This window comes from Streptomyces sp. 1-11 (assembly GCF_007176755.1).
Classification (GTDB): Bacteria; Actinomycetota; Actinomycetes; order Streptomycetales; family Streptomycetaceae; genus Streptomyces.
Genome location: NZ_BJTV01000002.1, coordinates 105,058 through 124,644 on the forward strand (window position 1 = coordinate 105,058; position 19,587 = coordinate 124,644).

At 73.6% G+C, this 19,587-nt stretch carries 15 protein-coding genes; 6 read left to right on the top strand and 9 right to left on the bottom strand.

Annotated elements, in window-relative coordinates; translation table 11 throughout:
- Positions 1-71 precede the first annotated feature (71 nt).
- On the bottom strand, positions 72-1,793 hold the full coding sequence (locus tag TNCT1_RS04740) for a fatty acyl-AMP ligase (RefSeq protein WP_143628556.1): 1,722 nt from the start codon (positions 1,791-1,793) through the stop codon (positions 72-74).
- Between the two features lie 442 nt (positions 1,794-2,235).
- On the opposite strand from TNCT1_RS04740, the gene TNCT1_RS04745 reads away from it, so the two are divergent.
- Positions 2,236-3,330 (top strand): chemotaxis protein, encoded by a 1,095-nt coding sequence (locus TNCT1_RS04745; protein WP_143628559.1) that lies wholly within the window; start codon positions 2,236-2,238, stop codon positions 3,328-3,330.
- A 146-nt stretch (positions 3,331-3,476) separates the two neighbouring features.
- Positions 3,477-4,502: a Gfo/Idh/MocA family protein gene (locus TNCT1_RS04750; protein WP_143628563.1), complete on the top strand. Its 1,026-nt coding sequence runs from the start codon at positions 3,477-3,479 to the stop codon at positions 4,500-4,502.
- Positions 4,503-4,510: 8 nt separating this feature from the next.
- Here TNCT1_RS04750 and TNCT1_RS04755 read toward each other — a convergent pair whose 3' ends face one another.
- Positions 4,511-4,924, bottom strand: coding sequence for an SsgA family sporulation/cell division regulator (locus TNCT1_RS04755; RefSeq protein WP_143628566.1), 414 nt, complete (start codon positions 4,922-4,924; stop codon positions 4,511-4,513).
- A gap of 352 nt (positions 4,925-5,276) precedes the next feature.
- Here TNCT1_RS04755 and TNCT1_RS04760 point away from each other — a divergent pair, with 352 nt between their 5' ends.
- Entirely contained in the window at positions 5,277-6,707 is a 1,431-nt protein-coding gene (locus tag TNCT1_RS04760; RefSeq protein WP_143628568.1) for a PP2C family protein-serine/threonine phosphatase, read from the top strand.
- Between the two features lie 21 nt (positions 6,708-6,728).
- On the opposite strand, the gene TNCT1_RS04765 is transcribed toward TNCT1_RS04760, so the two are convergent.
- Positions 6,729-8,222 carry a hypothetical protein gene (locus TNCT1_RS04765; RefSeq protein WP_143628570.1) on the bottom strand — a complete coding sequence of 498 codons (1,494 nt, stop codon included), beginning with the start codon at positions 8,220-8,222 and terminating at the stop codon, positions 6,729-6,731.
- Between the two features lie 265 nt (positions 8,223-8,487).
- Here TNCT1_RS04765 and TNCT1_RS04770 point away from each other — a divergent pair, with 265 nt between their 5' ends.
- Both TNCT1_RS04770 and TNCT1_RS04775 read left to right on the top strand, forming a co-directional pair.
- Positions 8,488-9,633 carry an aminoglycoside phosphotransferase family protein gene (locus TNCT1_RS04770; RefSeq protein WP_143628572.1) on the top strand — a complete coding sequence of 382 codons (1,146 nt, stop codon included), beginning with the start codon at positions 8,488-8,490 and terminating at the stop codon, positions 9,631-9,633.
- Between the two features lie 299 nt (positions 9,634-9,932).
- Entirely contained in the window at positions 9,933-11,903 is a 1,971-nt protein-coding gene (locus TNCT1_RS04775; protein ID WP_143628574.1) for an N-acetylmuramoyl-L-alanine amidase, read from the top strand.
- Positions 11,904-11,914: 11 nt separating this feature from the next.
- Here TNCT1_RS04775 and TNCT1_RS04780 read toward each other — a convergent pair whose 3' ends face one another.
- The 4 genes from TNCT1_RS04780 to TNCT1_RS04795 form a co-directional block, all read right to left on the bottom strand.
- Positions 11,915-12,412, bottom strand: a complete 498-nt coding sequence (locus tag TNCT1_RS04780) for a hypothetical protein (protein WP_143628576.1) — start codon at positions 12,410-12,412, stop codon at positions 11,915-11,917.
- Between the two features lie 180 nt (positions 12,413-12,592).
- Positions 12,593-13,495: a universal stress protein gene (locus TNCT1_RS04785; protein ID WP_143628577.1), complete on the bottom strand. Its 903-nt coding sequence runs from the start codon at positions 13,493-13,495 to the stop codon at positions 12,593-12,595.
- Positions 13,496-13,636: 141 nt separating this feature from the next.
- A complete protein-coding gene (locus TNCT1_RS04790; protein WP_143628579.1) occupies positions 13,637-13,879 on the bottom strand; it encodes a DUF397 domain-containing protein in 243 nt (80 codons plus the stop codon).
- 37 nt (positions 13,880-13,916) lie between these two features.
- A complete protein-coding gene (locus TNCT1_RS04795; RefSeq protein WP_143628581.1) occupies positions 13,917-14,825 on the bottom strand; it encodes an alpha/beta fold hydrolase in 909 nt (302 codons plus the stop codon).
- A gap of 197 nt (positions 14,826-15,022) precedes the next feature.
- Between TNCT1_RS04795 and paaK the strand changes: the two genes are divergently transcribed.
- Entirely contained in the window at positions 15,023-16,318 is a 1,296-nt protein-coding gene (gene paaK, locus TNCT1_RS04800; RefSeq protein ID WP_143628584.1) for a phenylacetate--CoA ligase PaaK, read from the top strand.
- Positions 16,319-16,344: 26 nt separating this feature from the next.
- On the opposite strand, the gene TNCT1_RS04805 is transcribed toward paaK, so the two are convergent.
- Complete coding sequence (locus TNCT1_RS04805) at positions 16,345-17,847, bottom strand: acyl-CoA synthetase (RefSeq protein ID WP_143628586.1); 1,503 nt, start codon at positions 17,845-17,847, stop codon at positions 16,345-16,347.
- Positions 17,848-17,905: 58 nt separating this feature from the next.
- A complete protein-coding gene (locus tag TNCT1_RS04810; protein WP_143628588.1) occupies positions 17,906-19,465 on the bottom strand; it encodes an NAD(P)/FAD-dependent oxidoreductase in 1,560 nt (519 codons plus the stop codon).
- Positions 19,466-19,587: the final 122 nt, after the last annotated feature.

Here is a 19,587-nt window from a genome sequence, read left to right on the forward strand (position 1 = left end):
GTGCGCGAGGGCGCGGCCGGCGGCGTGCCGGGCCGCCGGCGCCGCTGTGGACGCGCCGGCGGCGGGCGGTGTCACACGGCGGGCTCGGTCACCACGGCGAGCGTGCCCTCCAGGTACGCCGCCCGGGTGGCGCGGCGCTGGATCTTCCCGCTGGACGTCTTGGGGATGGTGCCGGGCCGGACCAGCACGACGTCGCGCAGCGACACGCCGTGGGCCTCGCCGACGGCGCCGCGGATCACGTCGGTGATCTTCTGCGACTCGCCGGCGTCGTCCGGCGCGACCTCGGCGACGATCACGGGCCGTTCGCCGTCCGTCCCGGCGTCCACGGAGAACGCGGCGGTGCAGCCGGGGCGCAGCGCCGGGTGGGTGAGTTCGGCGGTCAGCTCCAGGTCCTGCGGGTAGTGGTTGCGGCCGTCGATGACGATGAGGTCCTTCAGCCGGCCGGTGACGAACAGCTCGCCGTCGCGCTGGAACCCGAGGTCCCCGGTGCGCAGGAACCGGCCCTCGCGCCCGGCGAGTTCGGCCCGGAAGGTCTGGCGGGTGGCGAGGGCGTTGCGCCAGTAGCCCTTGGCGACGCTGGCCCCGCCGACCCAGATCTCGCCGGTCTCGCCCTCGGGCAGCTCCTGCCCGCTCTCGGGGTGGACGATCACCATGGTCACTCCGGGGCCGGGCCGGCCGCAGCCGACGGCGGCCGCGTCCGCCTCGCCCGCGTTCGGGGCTCCGTCGCCGGCGGCGAGCAGGGTCGGCGCGGTGCCCACGGTGGCGCCGGTGACCATCAGGGTGGCCTCGGCCAGGCCGTAGCAGGGGTAGAGGGACTCACGGCGGAAGCCGGCCGCGCCGAAGGTGTCGGCGAACCGGCGCAGGGTGGCCGCGCGCACCGGCTCGGCGCCGTTGAAGGCGACCCGCCACGAGCTGAGGTCCAGGCCGTCGAGCAGCTCCGGGTCCGCGTGCTTCAGGGCGAGTTCGTAGGCGAAGTTGGGGCCGCCGCTGGTGTGCGGACGGTAGCGGCTGACGGCGGTGAGCCAGCGCGCCGGCCGCTGCAGGAAGTGCAGCGGCGAGAACAGGGTGGCGGTGGCTCCCAGGTAGAACGTGTTCAGGACCGGTCCGATGAGGCCCATGTCGTGGTAGACCGGCAGCCAGCTCACGAACAGCTCGTGGTCGTGGGCGGCCGTCGCCTCGGGTGTGTGGCCCATGCGCTCGGTGATGACCGCCTCGTTGTCCAGCAGGTTGCCGTGGGTGACGGCGACCCCGCGGGGCGCGGAGGTCGAGCCGGACGTGTACTGGAGGAACGCGACGGTGTCCGGGGTGAGTTCGGGTTCGCGCCAACCGGCCGCCAGCTCGTCGGGGATGTCCTCGGTGGCGACGCGGGCGATCCGGCCGAGCTCGGGCAGGTGCTCCGCCATGCCGTCGAGGGCGGCGAGCACGCCGCGGTCGCCCAGCACGACCTTGGCGTCCGCGTCCGCCATCAGGCGCTTCATCCGGGTCAGCGCCCGGTGGTTCTGCGCACGGCCCTGCGGGGGCACTCCCGGTACGGCGATCACGCCGGCGGCGAGGCACCCCAGGTACGCGCAGACGAAGTCGAGGCCGGGCGGGTACAGCAGCATGGCCCGCGAGCCGGCCAGTCCGCGCTCCTGGAGCCAGGCGGCGACGGCGTGGGCGCGTAAGGCCAGCCGGTGGTAGGTGAGTTCCTGGATCTCTCCGTCGCAGTCACCGGTGACGAGGTGACGGTAGGCGGTGCGCTCCGGGTGGGTCGAGGCGTGCGTGGTCAGCAATTCGACCAGGGATCGTGCCATGGGACGAGTCTCACCTGTCTGAATAGGTGGCGAGGAGACAGGAGTTCGGCGCGCGGCGTCACGCGCACGTCCTTGAGCTCGCGGCAACCCGGCACCGTTGCCGGGTCGTTGAACTCGACCCTCCGCACAGGCCGTCGCGGTCCGACGGCTCCTCGCGGTCCCCCCGCAGCAGTTGCTACCGACGAGTCGCACCATAGCAAGTCTGTTCGGCCGAAATGCCGACTGTGCGTAAACGGTTCGTATCGAAGCCCGTCCGCCGGGACGGCGGCGACGGCGACCGCGTGAACGGACGCCACCGGAGGGCCGCGCCGCACACCACGGAGGCCGGCACGGCCGGCGACGAGGGCTTCTCACGATGCGCGCACAGCTCACCACACAGCGCCACCGGGATGACCCGTTCAGCCCAAGTGCCGGATATGTGAAACCGCCCTATCGTTCTGTCATGGAGCACGCACTGAGTCCCGCAACCCTCGCCGAACTGCGGCGCCCGCGTCCCTACCCGGCGGTGTCCGTCCTGACACCGACGCACCGCCGCGAACCCGAGAACGGCCAGGATCCGGTCCGGCTGCGCAATGTGGTCGCAGAGGCCAAGAAGCGGCTGGAATCCGACCCCTCGGTCACCCGGGAGCGGCGCGCCGAGGTCGTGGCCCAACTCGACCGCGCGCTGGCGGAAGTGGATCTGGCGCACGCCGAGGACGGCCTGGTGATCTTCGCCGCGCCGGGAGAGCACCAGGTCTGGTCGCTGTCCCGCACCGTCCCCGAGCGGGTGGTCCTCTCGGACACCTTCCTCACCCGCAACCTCGTCTCCGCGCAGGTCGCCGAGCGCCCCTTCTGGGTCATGTCGGTCTCCGCCGACCGCGTCACGCTGTGGAGCGGCGGTGAGGACCGGGTGGTAAAGAACCGCGCCGGCGGCTTCCCGCTGATCCGCAGACAGGAGAACTTCGACGCCGAGCGCGAGATGCGCCGCGGCGACCTGCCGAGCACCTTCACCGACGAGGGGACGCGCCAGTTCCTGCGCGAGGCCGACGCCGCGATGGCCACGATGCTGCGCGACGAGCCCCGTCGGCTGTACATCACCGGCGAGGACGCGGCGCTGTCGCTGCTGGACGAGATCGGCGGGGTCGCCAAGTGCGCCGTCCACGTGCCGCACGGCGGACTGGCGCACGCCGGGCCCGAGGCGGTGTGGCAGGCCCTGCAGCCCGTCCTGCGGGAGGAGGACTGGAAGGGCGCCGACCTGGTGGTCGGTGAACTGGTCGCGGCCCGGGGCCGGCGGGCCTTCGCGGCCGGGGTGGACGAGCTGTGGCAGAACGCCCGGGAGGGCCGCGTGCGGCTCCTCGCGGTGGAGGAGAACTACCGCACGGTCGTCCGCGACGACGGCGACCACCTCGTCCCGGCCGAGCCCGGCGACCTGGACGCCCGTGACGACATCGTCGACGAGATCGTCGAGCAGTGCCTGGAGACCGGGGCCGACGTGCGCTTCGTCCCCGACGGCACGCTGGGCGACGCCGGCGGGATCGCGGGGGTGCTGCGGTACTGAGGCGGGGCCGCGGTACCAGGCGGTGCCGCGGTACTGACGCGATGCCGCGGTGCCGAGGCGGTGCCGCGGCACACATTGGCGCCCCGGACAGCGCTCGTCAGGCGGCGTACGCTACGGCGTGATCGCCGGCGAGAGGGAGCGCGCGCATGGGGGACCTGCTGGGTGTGGCCGTACTGGGCGCCGGGCACATGGGCGCCGACCATATACGGCGACTGGATCGGGTGGTCAGCGGCGCCAGGGTGGCCGCGGTGGCCGACCCCGACGCCGAGCGGGCCCGGGATGCGGTCGCCGGCATCGACGGCGTCACCGTCCACACGGACCCGGCGGGGGCGCTGGAGGCCCCCGGCGTGGACGCCGTGCTGATCGCCTCCCCCGGGCCCGCGCACGAGGATGCGCTGCTGGCCGCCTTCCGGCGGGGCCTGCCGGTGCTGTGCGAGAAGCCCATGGTCCCGGATCCGGCGGGTGCGCTGCGGGTGGCGGAGGCCGAGGCCCGGCTCGGCCGCCGGCTGGCGCAGATCGGCTTCATGCGCCGCTACGACGCCGAGTACCTCCGGCTGAAGTCGCTCCTCGACGGGGGCTCCCTGGGCCGTCCGCTGATGCTGCACTGCACGCACCGCAACGTCTCCTCGCCCGGCCACTTCACCAGCTCCATGCTGATCAACAGCTCCGTGTCGCACGAGATCGACGCGGCCCGCTGGCTGCTCGGGCAGGAGCTGACGGCGGTGACCGTGCTGCGTCCGGCGCCTTCGGCGGGCGCGCCCGCGGGGCTGGCCGATCCGCAGTTCGTGATCTTCGAGACCGAGCGCGGCGCGCTGGTCGACGTGGAGGTGTTCGTCAACTGCGGCTTCGGTTACCAGGTGCGCTGCGAGGCCGTGTGCGAGGCGGGCAGCGCCCGGATCGGCGAGGAGCACACCATGGTCGTCACCACCCGGGGCACGGCGGGCGAGGAGGTGGCGCAGGACTACCTGGTCCGGTTCGCCGGCGCCTACGACCGCGAGGTGCAGGCGTGGGTGGACGCCACCCGGCGCGGCGAGGTCACCGGTCCGGACGCCTGGGACGGCTACGCGGCCTCCGCCGTCGCCGAGGCCGGGGTGCGGGCGCTGGAGACCGGTGGCCGGGTGGCCGTCCCGCTCGCCCCGCGCCCGGACCTGTACGCCGGCGCCGGCCGCTGACCCGGCGTTCAGACCCCGTCGAACAGGCTGCTCAGTCCCCGCTCCACGACCGCCGCCAGGTCCTCCTGCCCGGCCGGCACCAGGGCGTGGCTGTCCAGCAGGAAGCGGCGCAGCGCCGAGGTCGGGAACTGCACCAGGGCGAGGCCGCTCGGCGAGTGGAACTCCAGCACCGTCCGGCCGCGGCCGTGCGGCCATATCCGGACGTCGCCGTGGCCCGCCGGGGCCCGCAGTCCCTGCTCCAGCAGCGAACGCGCGAAGGTCCAGGTGACCTCGTCGCCCACCAGGGTGGCCTCGGGCGGGAAGTCCACGAAGACGGCCAGTGGATCGTCCGCCGTGTAGCGCAGGGTGGCCGACACCGGCAGCTCCCGGTCCTCGGCCGTGATGAGACGGGCGTGGGCGTGCTGTTCGACAATGAGGTCCATGCAATTAAGGAGTCCGCGAGGGCCTTTCACAGGACGTCAATTCCGGACAGAATTGATGCGCGTCGAACAGCGTGCGCCGCGTTGGAACACCAGAACGTCGAACACCCGGTTGAGCGCGACGCATGAACCCGCCGCCATGACACAAATCCCGTAGCCCGCCTACGACTTCGGCTTCCGTTCGTGTACGCGCCGCATGGCCCCGGAACAGTCCGGGAAGACTCTGGCATATGCCGGAAGCACCACCGTATCGTGTGTTGCCAAATCCCTTACAGGGCGTCGCGGGCTGTGCAACAGTCATAACGGTCCCTCCGTCCTCCCCGGCCGTACCGTCCCCTCCCCATCGGAGTGCGTCATGCCGTCCCCAGTCTCCGCGGACCGCTCAGCCGCCCAGCCGCCAGGGCGCGGCTCGGTCGAGGCGTTGATCAAGCAGACGCGGCGGCTCAAGGGCGACATGGTCGCCGTGCGGCGGGACACGCGCGACGACGGATCGGACCCCGAGGACCGCTGGCAGCGGGCGCTGTACGACCTCGCGCTGCACCAGCTCGACGACCTGGACGCGCATCTGGCCCAGCTCCGGGACGGGCCGGAGACCGCCGAGGCGGAGCCGGCCGAGGTCCCGGCCCCGCGGCCCGCACCGGCCGGCGCCACGCCCGGCTCGCTGCTCAGCCGCGTCGGCAGCGCGGAGTGGAACTTCCTCACCGACGAGGCGAGTTGGTCCGGTGAGCTGTACGAGATCCTGGGCCGCGATCCGGCCGCCCCGGCACTCACCCTGGACGAGCTGCCCTCCCTGGTCCTGGACGAGGACCGGCCGAAACTGACCTCGATGGTGACCGACTGCCTGGTGGACGCGCGGCCCATCGACGGCGAGTTCCGCGTCGTACGGCCGGACGGCTCGGTGCGGACCGTGCACATGATGGGCGAGCCCGTGCTCGGCCCCGACGGCGGCACCACCTCGATGTGGGCCGTGCTGCGGGACGTCAGCGAACTCCGCCGGCACCGGCGGACGGTACGGGAGAGCCACGACTCGCTGCGGCACCACCGCAGGCGGGCGCAGACCGAGCGCCGGCTCGCGGTCGAGCTGCAGGAGGCCGTGCTGCCGCCCTGGCGGGGCTCGCTGCGCCTCCCGCACCAGGGGCCGCGCACCCTCGACCTGGCCGCCCACCATCTGCCCGCCACGACCGGCGCGCTGATCGGCGGCGACTGGTACGACGCGCTGGAACTGTCCGACGGCGCCACCCTGCTCAGCGTCGGCGATCTCACCGGGCACGGCGTCGCGGTGGCCTCCGGCATGGCGACGCTGCTCGGCGCGGTGCGCGGTATGGCGATGGCCGGCACCCGGCCCGGTGAACTCCTCAGCATGCTCAACCAGTTACTGGACGCCACCGTGCAACCGGCCCTGGGCAGCGCCGTCTGCTGCCGCTACCGGCCCGAGGACCGCTCCCTGGTGTGGGCGCAGGCCGGACACCCCGCCCCGCTGCTCTACCGCGACGGGACGGGGCGTTCGCTGAAGGCGCCGGACGGCGTCCTGCTCGGCGCCACCACGGGCGCCACCTACGGGCAGGCCGAAGTCACCCTGGAGCCCGGCGATCTCCTGCTGCTGCACACCGACGGACTCGTGGCGGGCCACGGCTCCACGAGCGCCGTGGATCGTCTGCTCGGCCTCGCACCCCGGTTCGACGCGGCGCGCACCGCCCAGGACTGTGTACGCACGGTCATGGAGGAGTTCGGCGCGACCGAGCGCGAGGACGACGCCTGTGTACTCGTGGCGAGGGTGACCGGCTGACCGGACGCGGTGCGCCGTGCCTCACGCCGGTGCGCCGATGTCGCCCCTGCCCCGGGGCTTCGGCAGGGCGAGTTCGATCTCCTCCCGCAGCTGGTGGATCTTCGGGTATCCGGCGTACTCGGCGGTGAGCCGGTACATCTCGCGCAGCCGGTCCCAGGTGCGCCGGGAGGAGTTCGAGCCCATCGACATCAGGGCCAGCCGTGCGTAGCGGTCGGCCTGTTCGGGATCGTCGGCGATGAAGCAGGCCGAGGCCATGGAGAGATGGTCGAAGATCTTCGACCGCTCCCGGCCGTCCACCCGCAGGGCCAGCGCCTTCTCCGCGTAGTGCTGTGCGTGCACGGCCGCGTCCGGGTCGAACTCCGCGAGCGTGCGGTAGGCGAGGGCCTGCATGCCGTACAGGTCCTCGTCCTTGAAGGTCTGCATCCAGCCCGGCGGTTCCACGTCCTGCCGGTCGGAGACGAACAGGTCCTCCGCCTGGCCGAGGGTGCGGCGCATCGCCTGGCCCTTGCCCATCGACGCCTGCGCCCAGGCCTCGATGGTGTGGAACATCGCCTTCGTGCGCGGCTGGAGCCGCTCCCCCGCCCCGGACTGGGCGAGCTTCATCAGGTCCAGCGCGTCGTCGGGCCGGCCGAGGTGCACCATCTGGCGGGCCGCCCGGGACAGCGCCTCCCCGGCTCGGGGCCGGTCACCACCCTCGCGGGCGGCGTGCGCGGCGATGACGAAGTACTTCTGGGCCGTGGGCTCGAGGCCGACGTCGTGCGACATCCAGCCCGCCAGGACGGCGAGGTTGGCGGCGACGCCCCACAGGCGCCGCTGCAGATGGGATGGGTGGTGGTAGGCGAGCATGCCGCCCACCTCGTTGAGCTGGCCCACGACCGCCTTGCGCTGCAGCCCGCCGCCGCGGGCCGCGTCCCACGCCCGGAACACCTCTACGGAGCGCTCCAGTTCCTCGATCTCCTGCGACCCGATGGGGGCGGCCTCGTAGCGGTCGAACCCAGCGGGGTCGGCGTGCAGGGGATCGGCGGCGACGGGGGCGTCGGCCTTCAGGACAGGGTCGGTGTGCAGCCAGTCGTGCATGGCGCTGCTGAGTGTGGATCCCGCGGCGAGCGCGGCACCCGCGCCCACCAAGCCGCGTCGGTTGAGCATGAGGTCCATTCCCGTGAATTCGGTGAGGACCGCGGCGGTCCGTTCGGGCGCCCACGGCACGCCGTCGGGATGTTCGTCGATCCCGTCGCCCTGCCGTCTTCCCGCGCGCCCGTGCCGTACCAGACCGAGGTCCTCGATGGTCACGACACGGCCGAGACGCTCGGTGAACAGGGCCGCCAGCACCCGCGGTACGGGATCGCGCGGGATCTCTCCCATGTCGATCCAACGCCGCACCCGGGAGGTGTCGGTCGACAACTGGGGGTGGCCCATGGCCGCCGCCTGCTTGTTGACCAGCCTCGCGAGTTCGCCCTTCGACCAGCCGGCCAGGCCGAACAGGTCCGCAAGGCGGGTGTTGGGTTGTCCGCTCACGTCAAGCCCCCAGGTTCTCGGCTGACTTGACAGTAGCCCCGTGCCGGTTGCCGGGCGACTATTCGCCACGGTTCGCCAGGGTGCGCCAGATGGTGTGCCACTGGCCGCCGGGTGTCGAGTAGGAACGCGCCACCCCGCCCCGGTCGTCACCATCCGATGCGGGCCCACTCCCCAGGGTGTGCCCGGGCGGCCGGGCCGGGTCGGCGCGGCACAGCGTGGATGTACAGGCAGGCACCGCAGGCACACGAAGGGATCTGTATCTCCCATGTACGCAGCATCGTCCTCCGTGTCCGCTCCGCCCCGGCCGCTGCGTCCCCGCCCGGCGGGCGGCGGACCCTACCTCGACCCGGCGGCGCGGCCGGCGGCTCCCGTGCTGGGCGCGGGCCGGCCGCGGCGCGTTCCCGGGCAGCCCGGTTCCCAGCCGCTCAGCGGCAGACTGGACCTCTCCGGTCCGCAGGGCGCGCAACTGCGCACCGCGCTCGCCTCGGTGCAGCGGATCTGCCCGGAGTTCGCCCCGGTGCAGGTGCTGCGCCGCAGCGGACGCTCGGTCCTCCTGGTCGGGACGACGGGACGCAGCACGGCCGTGGCCAAGTGTCTGCTGGACCAGTCACCGGCCTGGGCCGAGCGGTTCCGCCACGAAATAGCCGCATACCGCTCGTTCGTCCGGCACCGCCCGCCCGTGCGGGTGCCGAGGCTGATCGCGGCGGACCCGGACAACTGCACCCTGGTGATCGAGCGCATGCCGGGCCGGGTGGCCGCGCTCCAGCGGCATCCGGTGGAGGCCCCGCCCCGGCCGGACATCCGGGCCGCGCTCGGCGCGATCTGCCGGCTGAACGCCTGGCGGCCCCCGGCGGGCACGTTCGACGCCCCGCTGGACTACGCGGCCCGCATAGCCCGCTACCACGAGCTGGGCCTGCTGACCGACCGGGATCTGGGCGACCTGCAGAAGCTGCTGCACGGCATCGCGCACGCGGCGGGCCGCCAGGGGATGGGCCAGTTCTGCCACGGCGACGCCCTGCTGTCGAACATCCTGCTCTCACCGGCGGGTCCCGTCCTGGTGGACTGGGAGCACGCGGGCTGGTACCTGCCGGGGTACGACCTGGCGACACTGTGGCTGGTGCTCGGGGACGCGCCGGTGGCGCGGCGTCAGATCAGCCAGATCGCCCAGTCGGCGGGCCCCGCCTCGCGGGACGCCTTCCTGGTGAACCTGATGCTCCTGCTGACCCGGGAGATCCGCACCTACGAGACGGCGGTGCAGCGTTCGATGCACGAAGCCGCCCCGGCGGCGCCGGCCACGGCCCTTCCGGGCGCCGTGCCGTCCGGCGAGGAGCAGCGGCTGCTGCTCAGGCGGCTGCACGACGACTGCCAGCTGGCCCGCCGGGCCGTGCGCGCGGCGGTCGGCACCCGCTGACGGGACCGGAGGTCCGCGGTGCGCCCAGGTGATCGGGCGCACCGCGGACCTCCGCGCGTCCGGTCCCCGTCCGGGGTCTTCTCCGCGGGCGGCCCCGTCCCCACGGGACACTCCACTGGTGTACGCCACTGACGCCCCGCAGGCCCGTGCGCCATCGCTGCGAAACTCGCCGAACCCTGCCGTGACATGGGAAATCACCCTGCCGAAGGCATCATTGACGGATCGTCGGCCAGCCGGTACCACTGACCAAGCTCGGCCCCGCACGCCCCGCCAAGACCCGCCTGTCACAGGAGTCCGCATTGCGAGGATCCGCCACCGTACCCACGCCCACGCCCGGCCACAGACATCTGCGGCGCGCCGCCGTCACCCTGGCCTCCGCGGCCCTGCTACTGCCGCTGCTCGGCGCGGGCCCGGCCCAGAGCGCCCCGGAGTCCTCCGCAGGCGAGCTGCAGAGCGCGTTCGCCACCGCGGCCGCCGAGTACCACGTGCCGCAGAGCGTCCTGCTGGCCGTCTCCTACCTCCAGTCCCGCTGGGACACGCACGACGGCGCGCCCAGCGTGACCGGCGGCTACGGCCCGATGCACCTCACCGACGCGCGTACCGCGCTCGCCACGTCCGAGCACTTCGCCGACGGCACCGAGGACGCCCGCGGCGACACTGCCCGCCCGGCCCTGCGCCCCGACGCCCGGGTGCCCTCGGCCGCGCATCTGCCGGCCCGTCTGCGCACGCTGCCCAGGGCCGCCGAGCTGACCGGTCTGCCGGCGGCCGAACTGCGCACCGACCCGGCGGCGAACATCGCCGGCGGTGCCGCGCTGCTCGCCGCCGCGCAGAAGGAGCTGGGCGAGCCGCTCGGCGCCGGCCCGGCCGGCTGGTACGGCGCGGTGGCCCGCTTCTCCGGCGCCGACGACACGGCGACCGCGGGGGCGTACGCGAACGACGTCTACGACGTGCTGCGCACGGGCGAGGACCGCGTCACCGACCAGGGCCTGCGGGTGACGCTCGCCGCCCAGCCCGGACTGAGGCCCGACACGGCCCAGTTGGAGCGGGCCGGACTGCGCACAGCCGAGGCGGACGACGTCGAGTGCCCGAAGTCGGTGTCCTGCGAGTCGGTCCCGGCGCCGTACGAGGAGTTCGGCGACAACGACTACGGCAACCACGACCTGGGCGACCGTCCGCAGTCGCAGCGCATCAAGTACATCGTCATCCATGACACCGAGGGTTCCTGGGACGGGGTCATGAACCTGATCCAGGATCCGACCTATGTGTCCTGGAACTACACCATCCGCTCCACCGACGGTCTGATCGCCCAGCATGTGAAGGCGAAGGACGTGGCCTGGCACGCGGGCAACTGGGACATCAACGCCCGGTCCGTGGGCATCGAGCACGAGGGCTTCCTGACCTCGCCGGACGCCTGGTACACGGAGGCGATGTACCGGTCCTCGGCACGGCTGGTGAAGTACCTGTCCCGCAGCTACGGCATCCCGCTGGACCGGCAGCACATCCTGGGCCACGACAACGTGCCCGGCCCGACGGCCGCCTCGGTCCCCGGCATGCACACCGACCCGGGCCCGTACTGGGACTGGCGGCACTACTTCCAGCTCCTCGGCCACCCCTTCAAGCGCACCGGCGGCAAGCACTCGGCGCTGGTGACGATCCTGCCGGACTACGCCGCCAACCAGCCGGTCTACACGGGCTGCGCCACCAAGGGCGAGCCCTGCGCCGCGCACGGGTCCAGCGAGGTGCGGCTGTACTCCGACCACGACGAGAGCGCGCCGCTGATCAAGGACGTCGGCCTCGGCACGACACCCACCGACGGGGTCAACGACCTGTCGTCGCGGGTCTCCACCGGCCAGCGGTTCGCCGTGGCCGACCGCTGGGGCGACTGGACGGCGATCTGGTACCTCGGGCAGAAGGCCTGGTTCCACGACCCGCGCAAGCAGCCGACGTCGGTGCGCGCCTCCGGTCTCGTGGTCACGCCGAAGGACGGCGCGGCGAGCATCCCGGTGTACGGCAGGGCGTACCCGGAGAAGGAGGCCTACCCGGCGGGCGTGCCGGCGCAGTCGGTGGTGCCGCTGAAGTACACCATCCCGGCGGGGCAGAAGTACGCGGTCGGTGACCTGATGCCCGGCGAGTACTACTACGCGGTCACCTTCACGCCCGACTCGCACCGGGTCGTGGTCGGCAAGGACCTGTACTACGAGATCCAGTACGGCCACCGGGTGGCGTTCGTGCGCGCCGCGGACGTCACCGTGTCGGGAGCGGCCCGCTAGGCCGCGGGTCCTCAGCCCTGCTGGAACAGTTCCGCCGGGAGCGGTTTCAGCAGGGCGTACAGGTCGTCGGTGATGGGGCGGTCCCAGGCGGCGATGGTCACCAGGACGCCGTCGCTGCGGTCGAACTGGACGCAGGAGATCCGGCTCTCGGAGAGCTTCAGGCGCCGCACGATCAGCAGGTTGTCGCCCTGGAGGACCGGGGTGTCCTCGGTGCCGACGACCGTGACCTCCTCGTCGTTCTCCAGCGCCAGCAGGAGCTGGGCCACCTCGAAGGGGATCTCGCCCTCGGCCACCTCGCGGGCCGGGGAGCCCTCCGGCAGGTTGCCGATGATCATGGCGGGTCCGCGTCCGCCGAAGAGGTCGTAGCGCAGGAAGACGCCCTGGCAGGAGCCGTCGGGGGCGGGCAGCAGGCCCGCGCCGAGGTTGCCCGGCCAGTCGCCCGGGTCCATGGCCAGCACGTCGAAGTCGGGACCGGCGGGGGTGGCGCTGCGGCGGCGGAGGAACGACATGCCGCAATGGTACGTGCCCGCGTGCGTCCGCCGCCGTGCGGGCGCTCGCGCGGCAGCGCCCGGATTTCCCCCGCCCGGCCTGGATCTTCCGTTCAGGGCCTGCCGCGAAAGCGGCCTCATCGCCCGGGGGGCGGCCCCTTTCGTGGCGGCCACTGGGACCGGGTGGCGCGGGAGCGGGGCTCACTCCTCGGGCGGGGCCGGCGGGACGACCGCGATCGGGCAGGCCGCGTGGAGCAGTACGGCCTGGGTGACGGAGCCCATCATGCGGGTGGGCGCGAGCAGGCGCCGCCGGTGGCGGCCGACGACGACCAGGGCGGCGTCCCCGGACGCGGCGACGAGGTGGCCGGCGGCGTCGCCGGGCAGGATCCGGGCCTCGGTCCCGACGCCGGGGTGCCGCTCGCGGTGCGGGGCGAGGAAGCCCTCGACGAGGGAGCGGGTCTCGCGCTCGACGGCGTCCTGGTCGACGGGCGGCGGCACCATCTGGCCGGGCGCGGACCAGGTCTGCGCGGGCCACGGGTAGGCGGCGATCACCTGGACGCGGGCCTTGCGCAGGGCGGCCTCGGTGAAGGCGAAGTCCAGGGCGGCCTCGTCGGGGCTGTCGGCGTGCAGGCCGACGACCACGCGGGGGCCGGCTCCGGCGGAGCGGTCCTCGGGGATCTCGCGGCCGGGCCGTGGCACGACGACCACCGGGCAGTCGGCGTCGCGGGCCGCGGCCAGTGAGTTGGAGCCGAGCAGCAGGCTGGTGAAGCCGCCGCGGCCCCGGGAGCCCAGCACCAGGAGCTGGGCGTCGGCGCCGAGTTCGGGCAGGACCGCGCCGGGCACGCCCTCCACGGCGACGTACTCGGCGGCGGGGGCGTCCGCGCCGTCCCGCAGCCGGTCGCGCACCTCGTCGAGCACCGGGTCGCCCTCCGCGTCGGGCGGCCCGGCGACCAGGACGTCGGCCTGTCCCCAGGCGGCGTACTGCCGGACGTGCACCACCCGCAGCGGTGCGGCGCGGCGGCGGGCGGCGTCCACGGCCCACTCAAGGGCCCGCCGGCTGTCGTCGGAGCCGTCGACCGCGGCGATGACCGGCGCTGTGCTCATTTCCTGCCCACCTCCGGAACACGACCTTCCCCTTGCCGGGGCCAGCCTGACGCAGGCCGTGGTCCGGCCGGGCGCTTCGGATCGCGTGTCCGGAAATCCGCGGGGAACACCCCCCGGATCGGCGTGCGGTGGGCCGCGGGCTCAGGTGAGGTCGAACTCGCCCTCACGCGCGCCGGAGACGAAGGCGCCCCACTCCGCGGGCGTGAAGATCAGGGACGGGCTCTCCGGGCGGCCGCTGTTGCGCATCGCGATGAATCCCTCGACGAAGGCGATCTGCACATCGCCCAGTCCTCGGCTGCTGGACTGCCACTCGGCCCCGCTGAGGTCCAGCTCCGGCTTGTCCCAGCCCATGAGCGGCTGCTGCTGGGTGATGGTATCGGCCACGTCCGTGCTCCTCCCGGTTCGTCGTCCGCGAGTCAGCCTAGCGACCGGTTCGCACGGCGGACAGGCCACGTGAGGAGGACTTCGCGGTCGCCTGCCGGGGCGGGAGACCGTCGTTGCCGAGGAAGGCGAGGACGCGCCGGACGAAGTGCCCGGGGTCGTCCAGCCAGGGGTAGTGGCCGGCGCCGGGCTGGACGCTCACCTCCGCGTCGGGGAGGGCCTCGGCGAGGCGCCGGGCCAGGGCGGGGCTGGGCCCGCCGTCGTACTCGCCCGCGTGGATCAGGACGGGGGCGGTCAGGGCGGTGAGCGCGGCCCGGGTGGCGTCCGGGGTGAAGGCGCCCTCGGCGGAGTACCGCTCGCCCGCCTCGTCGTTGGTCTGCGCCTCCTCGTTCTCCGCGTGCGCCCGGGCCGTGTCGTCCCAGCGGCCGTGGAAGAAGGGCAGGAAGACCTCGTCGAAGCCGGCGTCGCCCGCGAGCCAGGCCTCGAAGGCGGGCATCGCCTGCCCGAACCACGGCTCGTGGGCCCGCAGCCGGGCGGCGGCGAGCCGGTCGCCGGGCGTGGCCCGCATGCCGAGGGCCGAGGGGTTGGGGGTGATCAGCGCCAGCCGCCGGATCCGGCCCGGGTGGCGGGCCGCGTACAGCAGTGCCAGGCTGCCGGCCGCGGAGTGGGCGAGCAGGTCCATCCGCTCAAGGCCCAGGTGGGTACGCCACCGCTCCACGTCGTCGACCATGCGGTCGCAGCGGTAGGTCTCCGGGTCGGCCGGGACCCCGGAGTCGCCGGTGCCCCGCAGGTCGAGCAGGGCCAGCCGGCGGTGCGCGGCGAGTCCGCCCAGGTCCCCCAGGTAGGCGGAGGCGCGCATGGGGCCGCCGGGCAGGACGGCGAGGGGCGGGCCGTCACCCCTGAGGTGGTAGGCGAGCACTGTCCCGTCGGCTGCGGCGAAGGTCGGCATGCTGGGATCATCCCGGCCCGCCCGGCCTCGCGGCAACGCTTTTGACCTGCGCCCGGGCTCCCGGTGCCCGGCCTCACGCGGAAAATTTCCGCTCACCTCTTGCCTGCGGCCCGGATGGCCTGAATTACTGGCCTCGCATCAATCGACCGAATGATCGGTCGTCCGGAATGTGTGCTGCTGACGAGGGAGAAGTGCCGATGGCGGACGCGACGGACCTGCTCGACGCGGGCGAGCGGCTCGGACCCGAGGAGCTGCGGGCGCTGCAGCTGGAGCGGCTGCGGGCCTCGCTGCGGCACGCCTACGAGCACGTGCCGTTCTACCGCGCGGCCTTCGACGAGGCGGGCGTCCGCCCGGAGGACTGCCGTTCGCTGGGCGACCTGGCGCACTTCCCCTTCACGACCAAGACCGATCTGCGCGAGCAGTACCCGTTCGGCATGTTCGCCGTGCCGCGCGAGCGCGTGCGCCGGCTGCACGCCTCCAGCGGCACCACGGGGCTGCCCACGGTGGTCGGCTACACCGACGGCGACCTCTCGGTGTGGTCGGACATGGTCGCGCGTTCGCTGCGGGCGGCGGGCGCGCGCGCCGGCGACACCGTGCATGTCGCCTACGGCTACGGCCTGTTCACCGGTGGTCTGGGCGCCCACTACGGCGCCGAGCGCCTGGGCTGCACGGTGATCCCGGCCTCCGGCGGCATGACGGCCCGCCAGGTCCGGCTCATCCAGGACCTGGAGCCGGGGGTCATCATGGTCACCCCGTCCTACATGCTGACGCTGCTGGACGAGTTCGAGCGGCAGGGCGTCGACCCGCGCGGCACCTCGCTGCGGGTGGGCGTCTTCGGCGCCGAGCCGTGGACCGAGCACATGCGGCGCGAGATCGAGGAGCGGTTCGCGATCGACGCCGTCGACATCTACGGACTGTCCGAGGTGATGGGCCCGGGGGTGGCGCAGGAGTGCGTCGAGACCAAGGACGGCCTCCATGTGTGGGAGGACCACTTCTACCCGGAGATCGTCGACCCGGTCACCGGTGAGGTGCTGCCGGAGGGCGAGCGCGGCGAGCTGGTGTTCACCTCGCTCACCAAGGAGGCCATGCCGGTCATCCGGTACCGGACCCGGGACCTGACCCGGCTGCTGCCCGGCACGGCCCGGGTGTTCCGGCGGATGGAGAAGGTCACCGGGCGCAGCGACGACATGGTGATCCTGCGCGGGGTAAACCTGTTCCCCACCCAGATCGAGGAGATCGTGCTGCGCACCCCGGGTGTGGCGCCGCACTTCCAGCTGCGCCTCACCCGGGAGGGCCGGCTCGACGCGCTCACGGTGCGCGCCGAGGCGCGGCCCGGCGCCACGCCCGAGGCCCGGGAGGCGGCGGCCCGGTCGATCACGACGGCCGTGAAGGACGGGGTCGGTGTGTCCGTGGGCGTGGAGATCGTGGAGCCGGAGTCGCTCGAGCGGTCCGTGGGCAAGATCCGCCGGATCGTGGACCTGCGCCCGCGCTAGGCCGGCCCGGCCGGGACCGGCGGGGCCTACGAGCCGCCGCCGAACCGGTCGCGCAGTTCGCGCTTGAGGATCTTTCCGCTGGCGTTGCGGGGCAGCTCGTCCACGAACAGCACCCGCTTGGGCGCCTTGAAGGGGGCGAGCTTCTGCCGTACGTGCTCGGTGAGCTGGTCCGGCGTCACCTCGCCGCGCGCGACGACGACCGCGGTGACGGCCTCGATCCACCGTTCGTCGGGCAGGCCGATGACGGCGGCCTCGGCGACGGCCTCGTGCGTGTAGAGCGCGTCCTCCACCTGGCGGGAGGCGACCAGCACGCCGCCGGAGTTGATGACGTCCTTCACCCGGTCGACGATCGTGTAGTAGCCCTCGGCGTCGCGCACCGCGAGGTCGCCGGAGTGGAACCAGCCGTCCCGGAAGGCCTCGGCGGTCTCCTCGGGCCTGTCCCAGTAGCCCTCGCACAACTGCGGTGAGCGGTAGACGATCTCACCGGGCGTGCCGTCGGGCACGTCCTCGCCGCGTTCGTCCACCACGCGGGCGTCCACGAACAGCACGGGCCGGCCGCAGGAGTCCGGCCGGCCGTCGTGCTCGTCGGGGGCGAGCACGGTGGCGAGCGGGCCGATCTCGCTCTGCCCGAAGCAGTTGTAGAAGGCGAGCCCCGGCAGCAGTTCGCGCAGTCGCTGGAGCACGGGCACGGGCATGATCGAGGCGCCGTAGTAGGCCTTGCGCAGTCCACTGAGGTCGCGGACGGCGAAGTCGGGCCGGTTGGCCAGGCCGATCCACACGGTCGGCGGTGCGAACAGGCTGTCCACACGGCCCTGTTCGATCAGGTCGAGCAGCCGGTCCCCGTCCGGTGCGTCCAGCAGGACGCTGGTGGCGCCGACCGCGAGGTACGGCAGCAGGAACACGTGCATCTGCGCCGAGTGGTAGAGCGGCAGCGCGTGGGCCGGCCGGTCGCCGGCGCTCAGGTCCAGGGCGGTGATCGCGCTCAGGTACTCGTGCACCAGGGCGCGGTGCGTCATCATCGCGCCCTTGGGCGAGGCGGTGGTGCCGGAGGTGTACAGCAGCTGCACCAGGTCCTCGGTGCGCGGCTCGGGCCCGTCGTAGGGCGGCGCGTCCGCCAGCCGGGCGAGCAGGGAGCCGTCGGCGTCCCGCAGGGGCAGCACCCGCGTTCCGTCCGGGAGCCGACCGGCGAGGTCCGGGTCGGCGAGCACCAGGGCGCTGCCCGACTGGCCGACGATGTAGGCCAGGTCGTCGCCGGTCAGGTTCTGGTTGACCGGCACGTGGACCAGGCCGGCGCGGGCGCAGGCCAGGAAGGCGATCAGGTAGGCGTCGGAGTTGTGCCCGTAGGCGGCGACCCGGTCCCCGGGGCCGAGGCCCTGGGCGCGGAGCAGCCCCGCCGCGCGTGTGACGGCGTCGTCCAGCGCCTCGTAGGTCCAGCCGCGTTCGCCGTACTCCAGTGCGATGCGTGCCGGGGTGCGGCGGGCGCTGCGCCGCAGCACCCCGTCGACCGTGCTGCCGTGTCCCTGGGTCATGACAGCCGATCCTCGGTGCGCCGGACGGGCGGGTCAAGAACCCGTGACCGCCCGTTCGCTACGCCTCCAGCACCGCCATCGCCGCGTTGTGCCCCGGCACTCCGCTCACCCCTCCCCCGCGCACGGCGCCCGCGCCGCACAGCAGGACGCCCGGGTGCCCGGTCTCCACGCCCCAGCGCCCGGTGTTCTCCTGGGCGTAGGGCCAGGACAGGGCGCGGTGGAAGATGTTGCCGCCGGGCAGGCGCAGGTCCCGTTCGAGGTCGAGCGGGGTCTTCGCCTCGATGCAGGGGCGGCCGTCGGCGTCGGTGGCGAGGCAGTCGGCGAGGGGTTCGGCGAGATGGGCGTCGAGCTGCGCGAGGGTGGCCTTCAGCAGTTCCTCACGGACGGCGTCGTTGTCCCGGGCGAACAGTCGGGCGGGGGTGTGCAGTCCGAAGAGGGTGAGGGTCTGGTAGCCGCGCCCGGCCAGGCCGGGGCCGAGGATGGTGGGGTCGGTCAGGGAGTGGCAGTAGATCTCCGAGGGCGGCGCGGCGGGGAGTTCCCCGGCGGCCGCCTGGGCGTGGGCGGTGGCCAGCTCCCGGTATCCCTCGGCGATGTGGAAGGTGCCGGCGAAGGCCTCGCGCGGGTCGACCGCGTCGTCGCGGAGCCGGGGGAGCCGGGTGAGCAGCATGTTGACCTTGAGCTGGGCGCCCTCGGCCGGCTCCGGCGGCGGGTCTCCCAGGAGGGCGGCCAGCTCCTGCGGGGAGGCGTTGACCAGGACGTGCCGGGCGGCGGCGACGCCTTCGCCGTCGGCGGTGCGGTAGGTGACCTCGGCGGTGCGCCCGTCGGTGTCGATCCGGATCGCCTCGTGCCCGGTCGCGATCACCGCGCCGGCCGTGCGGGCGGCTGCGGCCAGCGCGTCGGTGAGGGCGCCCATGCCGCCGACGGGAACGTCCCAGGCGCCGGTGCCGCCGCCGATGACGTGGTAGAGGAAGCACCGGTTCTGGGCCAGGGAGGGGTCGTGGGCGTCGGCGAAGGTGCCGATGAGCGCGTCGGTGAGGACCACGCCCCGCACCAGGTCGTCGGTGAAGTTCTCCTCCACGGCCACCCCGATCGGCTCCTCGAAGAGCGCCCGCCAGGCGGTGTCGTCGTCGATGCGCCGGCGCAGCTCGTCGCGTCCGGGCAGCGGTTCGGTGAGCGTGGGGAACACCCGCTCGGCCACGCGGCCCGTCATGCCGTAGAAGCGCTGCCAGGCCGCGTACTCGCGCTCGCCGCCGGTCAGCCGGGCGAACGCCTCCCGGGTGCGCCGTTCCCCGCCGCCGACGAGCAGTCCGGTGGCCCGCCCGCCGCGTTCGGTGGGCGTGTACGAGGAGACGGTGCGCCCGCGGACCTGGAAGCGGAGCCCGAGGTCGCGCACGATCTTCCGCGGCAACAGGCTGACCAGGTAGGAGTAGCGCGACAGCCGGGCGTCCACCCCGGCGAACGGACGTGTCGAGACGGCGGCGCCACCGGTGTGGCCTAGCCGCTCGAGCACCAGCACGGACCGACCGGCCCGCGCCAGGTAGGCGGCGGCGACCAGCCCGTTGTGGCCACCACCGACGATGACGGCGTCGTAGCTGCGGGTTCCCTCGTCGACAGGCATGGTCCTTGGTAGCACGCGGTGATCAACAGGGGCCAGAGGCGTGCGGCCGGTGCCGGGCCCGGCACCGGCCGCACGCGCACGCCCATGCGCGCACGGCCGACCGCAGCCCGAGTGCGCACCCC

What these genes read in the sequence shown, in the direction of transcription:
- TNCT1_RS04740 (WP_143628556.1), bottom strand. Translation starts at nt 1,793, where the DNA reads ATGGCACGATCCCTGGTCGAATTGCTGACCACGCACGCCTCGACCCAC.
- TNCT1_RS04745 (WP_143628559.1), top strand. Translation starts at nt 2,236, where the DNA reads ATGGAGCACGCACTGAGTCCCGCAACCCTCGCCGAACTGCGGCGCCCG.
- TNCT1_RS04750 (WP_143628563.1), top strand. Translation starts at nt 3,477, where the DNA reads ATGGGGGACCTGCTGGGTGTGGCCGTACTGGGCGCCGGGCACATGGGC.
- TNCT1_RS04755 (WP_143628566.1), bottom strand. Translation starts at nt 4,924, where the DNA reads ATGGACCTCATTGTCGAACAGCACGCCCACGCCCGTCTCATCACGGCC.
- TNCT1_RS04760 (WP_143628568.1), top strand. Translation starts at nt 5,277, where the DNA reads ATGCCGTCCCCAGTCTCCGCGGACCGCTCAGCCGCCCAGCCGCCAGGG.
- TNCT1_RS04770 (WP_143628572.1), top strand. Translation starts at nt 8,488, where the DNA reads ATGTACGCAGCATCGTCCTCCGTGTCCGCTCCGCCCCGGCCGCTGCGT.
- TNCT1_RS04780 (WP_143628576.1), bottom strand. Translation starts at nt 12,412, where the DNA reads ATGTCGTTCCTCCGCCGCCGCAGCGCCACCCCCGCCGGTCCCGACTTC.
- TNCT1_RS04785 (WP_143628577.1), bottom strand. Translation starts at nt 13,495, where the DNA reads ATGAGCACAGCGCCGGTCATCGCCGCGGTCGACGGCTCCGACGACAGC.
- TNCT1_RS04795 (WP_143628581.1), bottom strand. Translation starts at nt 14,825, where the DNA reads ATGCCGACCTTCGCCGCAGCCGACGGGACAGTGCTCGCCTACCACCTC.
- paaK (WP_143628584.1), top strand. Translation starts at nt 15,023, where the DNA reads ATGGCGGACGCGACGGACCTGCTCGACGCGGGCGAGCGGCTCGGACCC.
- TNCT1_RS04805 (WP_143628586.1), bottom strand. Translation starts at nt 17,847, where the DNA reads ATGACCCAGGGACACGGCAGCACGGTCGACGGGGTGCTGCGGCGCAGC.
- TNCT1_RS04810 (WP_143628588.1), bottom strand. Translation starts at nt 19,465, where the DNA reads ATGCCTGTCGACGAGGGAACCCGCAGCTACGACGCCGTCATCGTCGGT.